This window comes from Ruegeria sp. AH12 (assembly GCF_056541465.1).
In genome coordinates this window covers 1-533 of record NZ_JBQFYL010000223.1, presented here as the reverse complement: position 1 = coordinate 533, position 533 = coordinate 1, and the positions used below count along the sequence as shown (strand labels likewise).

General features: G+C 56.8%; 1 protein-coding gene. It reads right to left on the bottom strand.

The annotated features are described in order from the left end of the window. A partial coding sequence (locus ACR0EL_RS22750; RefSeq protein WP_480502391.1) for an FxsA family protein occupies positions 1 to 487 on the bottom strand: 487 nt, incomplete at its 3' end. Positions 488 to 533: the final 46 nt, after the last annotated feature.

Below are 533 nucleotides of genomic sequence, written 5' to 3'. Positions count from 1 at the left end.
GGCCTTCCACCCACTTCGACGGCTTTCCGGAGTTCTGGCGAGGGCGAACCTCGGTGAATTCGCCATCTATCACATCGTCCTGATCAAACGGGTTTGGCCCCGACCTGAATTGTGCGCCGGTGCCCATTTGAAAATGGGTGATGGTCGCCTTGGACTTGAGATAGCGGAACACTGCGACCCGGATGCCGGGAACAAGCAGCGCAAAACCAATGGCATCGGTGAAAAACCCTGGTGTCAGCAGCAAAACACCGGACAGCAAGATCATCGCCCCATGGGCCAGCGGTTCGGTTGGGTCGTCCAATTCGGCAAAGGATCGCTGCAAATTCGCCAGCGCCATGCGACCTTGTGTCCGCACCAGAACCGTGCCCAGAACGGCGGTCAGAACCACGATTGCAAGCGTCGGCCAAAGCCCGATCAGACCGCCAACCTGTATAAACAGGGCGATCTCGATGATCGGAACCAATAAAAAAGCCAAGAACAAGTACATTTGCGGTATCCTTTAGCATGGTCCGGGCTGTGGACTTGGCCCCGAC